The organism is Mycobacterium sp. TH-M106 (assembly GCF_057473765.1).
On the sequence record NZ_JBYCLE010000007.1, the window covers coordinates 1 to 7962 of the forward strand.

A 7962-nucleotide genomic window follows, 5' to 3' on the forward strand; every position below is an offset into this window, starting at 1 on the left:
GTCCGGCGGTGGCGTGTCCGAGCGGCCTAAGGAGCACGCCTCGAAAGCGTGTGAGGTTCACAGCCTCCGAGGGTTCAAATCCCTCCGCCACCGCCAACGTGATCGGTCGGGGGGATTCACTACCGACCGAGGAAGTTGACGATCCCGTCGGTGACCGCCGCGGCGTAGCGGGCGCGGCCGTCCGGGCTCTCCAGCTGCGCGTCGTCGTCGCTGTTGTTCATGTTGCCGAGTTCGACCAGTACCGCAGGGTATTCGGCCAGGTTCAGCCCGGCCAGATCCGCTCGCCCGTAGAGCCCGTCCGATCCGAGATAGCTGGACTCGGGAATGCCCGCGGCGACCATCGCATCGCGGATTGCGTCGGCCAACCGCATGGCCGGGCCGGCCTGGGCGTCGTTGAGCGGCGGGCTGGAGTAGTTGACGTGGAATCCCCGGCCCGCGGCCGGGCCACCGTCGGCGTGGATGCTGACGATCGCATTCGGATGCGCGGCGTTGGCCGCGGCAGCACGCTGGTCGATGCACGGACCCAGCCCGGTGTCGTCGCTCCGGGACAGTTCGGTGTGCACCCCCAGATCGTCGAGGGAGGCGCGGATCCGGTTGACCACGTCCCAGTTGAGGCTGTGTTCGGCGTAGCCGTCGCCGGCCGCGGCGCCGCTGGTCTGGCAGGGCTTCGTGCCGCCCCGGCCGTTGGGCACCTGCCTGGCAATCGACGAATCATTGGCGCCGTTGTGGCCTATCGTCGACGCCCCGAACCACCTGGTGGGTTTGATCGTGGGCGGCAGCGGTACTCCGATACCCCAACTAGCCGATGACTACGTAGCAGACGCCAATGAGCTCTACATCCAACGGATTTTGCCGGGCGCCCAACCAGAGGGTGTTTTCACGCCGGAGGGGGCCTCGCCGATATACTCCGGCGTCCAAAGCCTGCCCATCGACACGTCGATAGCGCAGGGTCAATACATGCTGAACACCTACATTACCCAAAACGTCGACGCCGGAAACACCGTGGCAGTTTATGGCGAATCCCAGAGCGCGATGATCTCTTCGCAGGTGATGACCGAACTTCAACAGGAAGGCGTCAGTCCCGACGCCGTGAAGTTCGTGCTGGTCGGTGATGTCGACAATCCGGACGGCGGCTGGGGCGCACGGGTCGACAGCAGTTTTCCGGCTTTCACCACCACGTTCGACGTGAGCACCCCGGCGGACACACCCTATGACACCTCGATCTACATCCAGGAATACGACGGTTTCTCCGACTTGCCCAAATATCCGCTCAATATTATTTCCGACCTCAACGCGCTTCTCGGTATAGAGTTCGTACACCCGACGTATCGGGATCTCACGACGGCGGAGCTTAATGACGCGATCAAACTGCCGACAACTCCGGGTTACGACGGCGTCACCGACTACTACATGATTCCGATGAGCGATAGTCCGCACATCTACATACCGTTGTTGGTGCCGGTGGCCGGAATCCCGGTGGTCGGCAAACCGCTGGCTGATCTGCTGCAACCGGTGCTGACCCAGATCGTCAACCTCGGCTACGACAACCCCGCCAACCAGGGCTGGGATGTGGGGCAAGCCAACGTGCCTACCGGGTTTGGAATCTTCCCGTCCCTTGATCAGGTTATGACCGCGATCAAGAACCTGGCGCCGGCCACCGAGCAAGGCGCAAGTGCTGCACTGAACGACATCACCAGCGAGTTGTCACATCCGTCGTCGTTGTTTGCCGGACTGATATCCGGCGCCGGGACATCAGGATCGGCGGATCTGCTGTCGTCGCCGACCGATCTCGTCAGCGCCTTCACTTCGGCACTCTCACAGGTCGGCAGCATGACGCTGCCTGCGCTGCAGAGTCTCATCACCCTCGGGATCACGGTGCCGGCCAACGTGATCAACACATTCGTCGAGAACCTGAATGACCCGCTCACTGCGATCGGTCTGGCGGCCGACCAGGCCGTCGCGCAGCCCTTAGCTGTGGGCGCTATTGACTTGTTCGTCACCGTTGAGACCGTCAACTCCGTCCTCGGTGACTTCGGCCTTCCGGGTATCGGGCTCTGAACGGCACTAGCCAGCGAGTCAGGCACGCTCAGGCCTGCTGGCGCGCCATCTCCCTACACGGCGAACGGCAACGGCGATCAAGCTGACTGTTCGATTAGGCCGACACAGGTGGCGGTCAGCAGCCGCGTCAGCGCGGCGGTGAAGTCGAGGTTCCAGTCCGGTGGCAGCTCCGGCTCGACGGCGTAGGCGTCGGCCAGCCCCTCTGGCGGGTGCGCGAACTGCCATAGCGGGGCGGCCAGCGAGTAGGAGGCGAGCAGCAGGTCCAGGGCGCCTTTGCGGCCGAGCCTTGGCAGTGCCTGCTCGATCGCGTCCGCGCAGGCCAGCGCGGCCGCAGTGCTGACCCGTCGGACTTCGACCACCCGGTCCAGATCGACTTCGTGCTCGAGGTGCAGCGCTAGGTTGGCCAGCAGGTCGCAGAACAGCGGGTCGGCGGCGAGCCCGTCGGCCAGCGTTTCGGCCACCCGCGCCGGCGACATCGGGCCGGGTTCGCGCAACGCCTTACCGACCGTGTCCGACCAGCGCTGCCAGCCTTCTGCCGCCAGCCGCAGCAGCACCTCTTTGTGCGAGCTGAAGTAGCGGCGCACCGCCGAATAGTGCACCCCGGCGCGGCCGGCGACCGCGGTGAGCGTCACCGAAGCGACCCCGGTTTCCAGCGCGACCGCGCGGGCGGCTTCCACCAGCGCTGCCGCCCGCTGCCGCTTCTTCTCCTCGGTGCGGGCGCGTTGGAACACGAGCTGCCTCACAAACGCGAGGATAACGCACGCCATGTGCGTTGCGGTCGCGGATAGAGTTGCGGTAGCGTGCGTTTACGCACGTCATATGCGTTATACACCGATTCGAGACCAGGAGAGGAGCCGACCATTTCGGCCGTTCCGGCCAGCGGCGTGATTTACTTCGTTGGCGGGCGGCGCGCCGTCGGGTAGGGGTGGGTGGATAGGATGCCGATTTTCCGAGTGCTGAGGCGGTGGTGGATCCCGCTGGTGATCCTGGCGGTGGTCGGGGCCGGCGGTTTCACCGTGTCGCGGATTCACGGCTTCTTCGGGTCCGAGCAGCGACCGTCGTATGCCGACGGGCAGGTCGACGACACTCAGCCCTTCAACCCCAAACAGCTGACCTATGAGGTGTTCGGCCCGGCCGGAACCGTGGCCGACATCAGCTATTTCGACGTCAACTCCGAGCCGCAGCGAGTCGACGGCGCACAGCTGCCGTGGAAGCTGGAGATCGTCACCACCTTGCCCGCGGTGATGGGAAACATAGTGGCGCAGGGCAATAGCAACAGCATAGGCTGCCGTATCACCGTCGACGGGGTGGTTAAGGCGGAACGGATCTCCAACGAAGTCAACGCCTATACCTACTGCCTGGTGAAGGCCGCATGACCGCGTTTGCGGAGCAGAGCGGCGTATGAGCGCCGCCCACGACACCGCCGATCACCGGCTGTTCATCGCGCGGATCATCCGCCGGCTGTCGGTGCCGATCATCCTGTTCTGGCTGGCGGCGATCGCGGTGCTCAGCGTCAGCGTTCCATCGCTGGAGCAGATCGGCAAAGAGCGCGCGGTGTCGATGAGCCCGGGAGACGCGCCGTCGATGCGGGCGATGATGCGGATGGGCAAGGTGTTCGGGGAATCCGATTCGGACAGTATGGCGATGATCGTGCTGGAAGGCGATGCACCCCTCGGTGACGCCGCGCACAAGTACTACGACGCGCTGATCCGCAAACTCAAAGATACCAAGTATGTGCAGCACGTCCAGGATTTCTGGGGTGACCCGCTGACTGCGGTGGGTGCACAGAGCGCCGACGGCAAAGCGGCGTACGTGCAGTTGAACCTGGCGGGCAACCAGGGCGAGGCTCTGGCGAACGTGTCGGTCGCGGCGGTTCGTGACGTGGTGGCCGCCACGCCGCCGCCGCCCGGGCTGAAGGTCTATGTCACCGGCGCCGCGGCGCTGATCAGCGACATGAACCACAGCGGCGACCGGTCGATCATCCGGATCACCATCGTCACCGGCATCGTCATCTTCGTGATGTTGCTGCTGGTCTACCGGTCGATCGTCGTGGTGGTGCTGGTGCTGGGCATGGTGGGCATGGAAGTGATGGCTGCCCGCGGAGTTGTCGCCGTGCTGGGCCATCACGAGTTGTTTGGCCTGACGACGTTCGCGGTCAGCCTGCTGACCTCCCTGGCGATTGCTGCCGGCACCGACTACGCCATCTTTTTCGTCGGCCGGTATCAGGAGGCCCGGCAGGCCGGTGAGGACCGAGAGACCGCCTACTACACCACCTTCCGCGGCATCGCTCACGTCATCCTCGGTTCCGGTCTGACCATCGCCGGGGCGACATACTGCCTGAGTTTCACCCGGATGCCCTATTTCCAGAGCTTGGGCGCCCCATGCGCGGTCGGCCTGGTCGTTTCGGTACTCGCCGCCCTGACGTTGGGCCCGGCGGTCCTGACCGTCGGCAGCCGTTTCGGGTTGTTCGACCCAAAGCGCAGACTGAGCACCCGGGGCTGGCGGCAACTGGGCACGCTGATCGTGCGCTGGCCGGTGCCTATTCTGTTGACCTCGCTTGCCGTCGCGCTGGTCGGCTTGTTCGCCCTGCCCGGGTACCGGCCCGCCTACGACGACCGGAAGTACATCCCCGACGACATCCCGGCCAACGCGGGGTATGCCGCGGCGGATCGGCATTTCTCGCAGTCGCGGATGATGCCCGAGATGCTGTTGGTCGAGACGGATCACGACATGCGCAATCCCGCTAATTTCCTGGTGCTCGACAAGTTGGCCAAGGCCATCTTCCGGGTGGTGGGAATCTCCAGGGTGCAGGCGATCACCCGGCCGCAGGGCACGCCGTTGGACCACACGTCGATCCCGTTTCAGATCAGCATGCAAAACGCCGGCCAGTTGCAGACCATGAAATACCAGCGGGACCGGATGAACGACATGCTGGTGCAGGCCGACGAGATGGCGAAGACCATCGCGACCATGCAGCGGATGTACGACCTGATGAGCCAACTGGCCGGCACCACCCACAAGACGGTCCTGGACACCACCGAGCTGGCGCTGATGGTGCATGACATCAGGGACCACATCGCGGACTTCGACGATTTCCTGCGGCCGATCCGCAGCTACTTCTCCTGGGAGCCGCACTGCTACGACATCCCGATCTGCTGGGCGGGGCGATCCATCTTCGACCTTTTCGACAGCATCGACCAGGTGACCGAGAGCACGGACAAGCTCGTGGTCAACCTCGGCGACCTGGACACCCTGATGCCGCAGATGCTCACCACGTTCCCGCCGATGATTCAGACCATGCAGACCATGCGGACCATGATGCTGACCATGCACAGCACCATGTCCGGGATTTTCGACCAGATGGATGAGCTCAGCGACAACGCCACCGCGATGGGCAAGGCTTTCGACGAGGCCAAGAACGACGACTCGTTCTATCTGCCCCCGGAGGTGTTCGAAAACCCGGACTTCAAGCGTGGCCTGAAGATGTTCCTGTCACCGGACGGCAAGGCCGTCCGGATGATCATCTCGCACCGCGGCGACCCCGCAACGGCCGAGGGCATCGCACGCATCAACGAGATCAAGACTGCGGCCGAGGAGGCGCTCAAGGGCACACCGCTGGAGGACGCCAAGATCTACCTGGGCGGCACCGCGGCGGTGTTCAAAGACATGCGCGACGGTTCCAGCTACGACCTGACGATCGCCGGAATCGCCGCGCTGTGCCTCATTTTCATCATCATGTTGCTGATCACCCGCGCGCTGGTCGCCGCAGTGGTGATCGTCGGCACGGTGGCGCTGTCGCTGGGTGCGTCGTTCGGCCTGTCGGTGCTGGTGTGGCAGCACATCGTCGGCATGCAGCTGCACTGGCTGGTGCTGGCGATGGCGGTCATCGTCATGCTGGCGGTGGGGTCGGACTACAACCTGCTGCTGGTTTCCCGGTTCAAAGAGGAGATCCACGCCGGTCTGAACACCGGGATCATCCGCGCGATGGGCGGCACCGGCAAAGTGGTGACCTCCGCCGGCCTGGTGTTCGCCTTCACCATGGGATCGATGGTGGTCAGCGACCTGCGGGTGGTCGGGCAGGTCGGCAGCACCATCGGTCTGGGGCTGCTGTTCGACACGTTGATCGTGCGAGCGTTCATGACGCCGTCCATCGCCGCATTTCTGGGCCGGTGGTTCTGGTGGCCGATGAATGTTCTCCCGCAGCTACGCAGCGCCCCGCAGCCTGGCGGCTCACAACCCGCCACGTCCGGTTCGGACACCGGCGGCGTGGTGGCCGAGGAGTTCGCCCGCCCGGTGGGCTGAGTCAGCAGGCCGATATCGTCCGGTAGGGAAAGGTTTGCCGAATGGTTATAGTGAGTGGCATGCAAACCCGCAGCCGAAACCCGTTTCTTCGTGGTGCGGCCGTTGCGGCCGCCATCGGCATCGCGGCCGCGGTATTCCCCGCAGCCGCTGCCGCCGACTCGAGCGACGACTTTCCGATACCGCGGCGGGTGATCCGCACCGAGTGCAACGCCGAGCAGATGCTGGCCGCCAGCCGCGACCTGTCGCCGGTCTACTACGAGCGGTACATGATCGACTACAACAACCACTCGCCCGCGGTTCAGCAGGCCACCCGAGACCAGATGCACTGGTTCTTCTCGCTGGACCCGGTGCAGCGCCGGAATTACTCCGAGCAGTTGGCGACGAACTTCGCCGATGACCTCACGACCTCTTGGCCCAACCACGCCAAGATCTTCTTCAACAACAAGGGCGTGGTCGCCAAGTCGACCGAGGCGTGCTCGCAATACCCCCCCGATGATCAATCGGTATGGGATTGGCACCCGAATCCCTACGTGTGGAGCAACGAACCCGGGCCCCAACCCGGACATCCCTAACTCAGCCTAGGCGACCCTATTTCCGCCGCCGGCGTTTGCCGGACGGCATTCTGTGCCGGCCCGCGGCGTGCACCAGTTCCGTACCGGCCGCGTCTGAGGTGTCGGGCTCCGTGCCGGTCGCATCGGTCTCGGCTGCCTGAACCTCCTGGGTTACATCTGCGGCCTCCTCGGTGGCCATCGTCTCGGTCTGGGCAACCTCGGTTTCAGTGGTTTCAGTGGTTTCAGTGGCCTCGGTGGCCTCGGTGGTTTCGGTGGCCTCGGTGGCCTGGGTGGCCTCCGGTGTCTTCGACTGCGCTGCCTCGATGACTTCACCGGCTTCTTCGGGTGCTTCTTCAGCGCCCTGCGCGCCCTTGCCCTTCTTGCGGAAGCGCCAGCGCCGCTTGGGTTTCTTCGGCTTCGGCGGGGGCGGCGGCAGCTCGGCGACGAACGACAGGTAGAACGCGCCGATTCCGAGCAGCGCAACGGCCGCGGCTGCGCCGTAGACCCCGAACAGCCACTGCCCGGCGCGGTCCAGGCTGAACCAGATCTCGCTGATGGCGGTGCCGGCGATCAGCACCCCCGCCAGCACGTGGGCCACGATCGACCAGAACCGCATTCGCAGCGCCAGCTGCGGCACTGCGTACTCCGGCTTGCGCGTGCGCAGCAGCGTGAACACCACCGGCAGCGCAGCCAAGGCGATCAGCGCCGCCGCGACGGTCCGCAGCACGGTCCCCAGCGTGTGCGAGGTGAAGCCGGTCAGTTCCCACCACCGCGGTAGCACGAAAAAGAAGTACAGGCCGGCGGCGATGACCGAGAACGACGCGTGCCAGATCACGGCGACCCTGCGCCCCATACCTCTCCTCTGTTCGTCCTCATGCTCGTGAGTGCATGCTTGCCCAAGGGCGCCCGGACCTCAGTTTCTTCAGTCCGGTCGCACCTCGGATCGAGTGCGGAGGATGCGGGATTTGAACCCGCGAGGGCTGTTAACCCAACCCGCGTTCCAGGCGAGCGCCATAGGCCACTAGGCGAATCCTCCGTCGGTCATGGTAGC

The 7962-nt window shown here is 64.8% G+C and carries 7 protein-coding genes and 2 tRNA genes; 5 read left to right on the forward strand and 4 right to left on the reverse strand.

All coding sequences use genetic code 11. The features are described from left to right. The first annotated feature begins 7 nt into the window (after positions 1–7). Positions 8–96, forward strand: a tRNA-Ser gene (locus AC2VOP_RS00210). A 23-nt stretch (positions 97–119) separates the two neighbouring features. Here AC2VOP_RS00210 and AC2VOP_RS00215 read toward each other — a convergent pair. Next, positions 120–779: an Rv3717 family N-acetylmuramoyl-L-alanine amidase gene (locus AC2VOP_RS00215; RefSeq protein ID WP_486959098.1), complete on the reverse strand. Its 660-nt coding sequence runs from the start codon at positions 777–779 to the stop codon at positions 120–122. On the opposite strand from AC2VOP_RS00215, the gene AC2VOP_RS00220 reads away from it, so the two are divergent. Further along, the gene (locus AC2VOP_RS00220; RefSeq protein ID WP_486959093.1) at positions 670–2058 is read left to right on the forward strand and encodes a PE-PPE domain-containing protein; all 1389 of its coding nucleotides are present in this window, start codon (positions 670–672) and stop codon (positions 2056–2058) included. The genes AC2VOP_RS00215 and AC2VOP_RS00220 overlap by 110 nt on opposite strands. Before the next feature lie 77 nt (positions 2059–2135). Here AC2VOP_RS00220 and AC2VOP_RS00225 read toward each other — a convergent pair whose 3' ends face one another. After that, a complete protein-coding gene (locus AC2VOP_RS00225; protein WP_486959094.1) occupies positions 2136–2801 on the reverse strand; it encodes a TetR family transcriptional regulator in 666 nt (221 codons plus the stop codon). A gap of 210 nt (positions 2802–3011) precedes the next feature. On the opposite strand from AC2VOP_RS00225, the gene AC2VOP_RS00230 reads away from it, so the two are divergent. Genes AC2VOP_RS00230 through AC2VOP_RS00240 form a run of 3 tightly spaced genes read left to right on the forward strand, consistent with a single transcriptional unit; the run spans position 3012 to position 6932 of the window. After that, positions 3012–3434 (forward strand): MmpS family transport accessory protein, encoded by a 423-nt coding sequence (locus AC2VOP_RS00230; protein ID WP_486959099.1) that lies wholly within the window; start codon positions 3012–3014, stop codon positions 3432–3434. A gap of 25 nt (positions 3435–3459) precedes the next feature. After that, positions 3460–6360 (forward strand): MMPL/RND family transporter, encoded by a 2901-nt coding sequence (locus AC2VOP_RS00235; protein ID WP_486959095.1) that lies wholly within the window; start codon positions 3460–3462, stop codon positions 6358–6360. Positions 6361–6419: 59 nt separating this feature from the next. Further along, the gene (locus AC2VOP_RS00240; RefSeq protein WP_486959096.1) at positions 6420–6932 is read left to right on the forward strand and encodes a DUF5078 domain-containing protein; all 513 of its coding nucleotides are present in this window, start codon (positions 6420–6422) and stop codon (positions 6930–6932) included. A gap of 16 nt (positions 6933–6948) precedes the next feature. On the opposite strand, the gene lucA is transcribed toward AC2VOP_RS00240, so the two are convergent. Beyond that, on the reverse strand, positions 6949–7764 hold the full coding sequence (lucA, locus tag AC2VOP_RS00245) for a lipid uptake coordinator LucA (RefSeq protein WP_486959097.1): 816 nt from the start codon (positions 7762–7764) through the stop codon (positions 6949–6951). Between the two features lie 97 nt (positions 7765–7861). After that, a tRNA-Ser gene (locus tag AC2VOP_RS00250) sits at positions 7862–7947 on the reverse strand. Positions 7948–7962: the final 15 nt, after the last annotated feature.

Coding starts and splice junctions, on each gene's coding strand:
- AC2VOP_RS00235 (WP_486959095.1), top strand. CDS start 3,460: ATGAGCGCCGCCCACGACACCGCCGATCACCGGCTGTTCATCGCGCGG.
- AC2VOP_RS00240 (WP_486959096.1), top strand. CDS start 6,420: ATGCAAACCCGCAGCCGAAACCCGTTTCTTCGTGGTGCGGCCGTTGCG.
- lucA (WP_486959097.1), bottom strand. CDS start 7,764: ATGGGGCGCAGGGTCGCCGTGATCTGGCACGCGTCGTTCTCGGTCATC.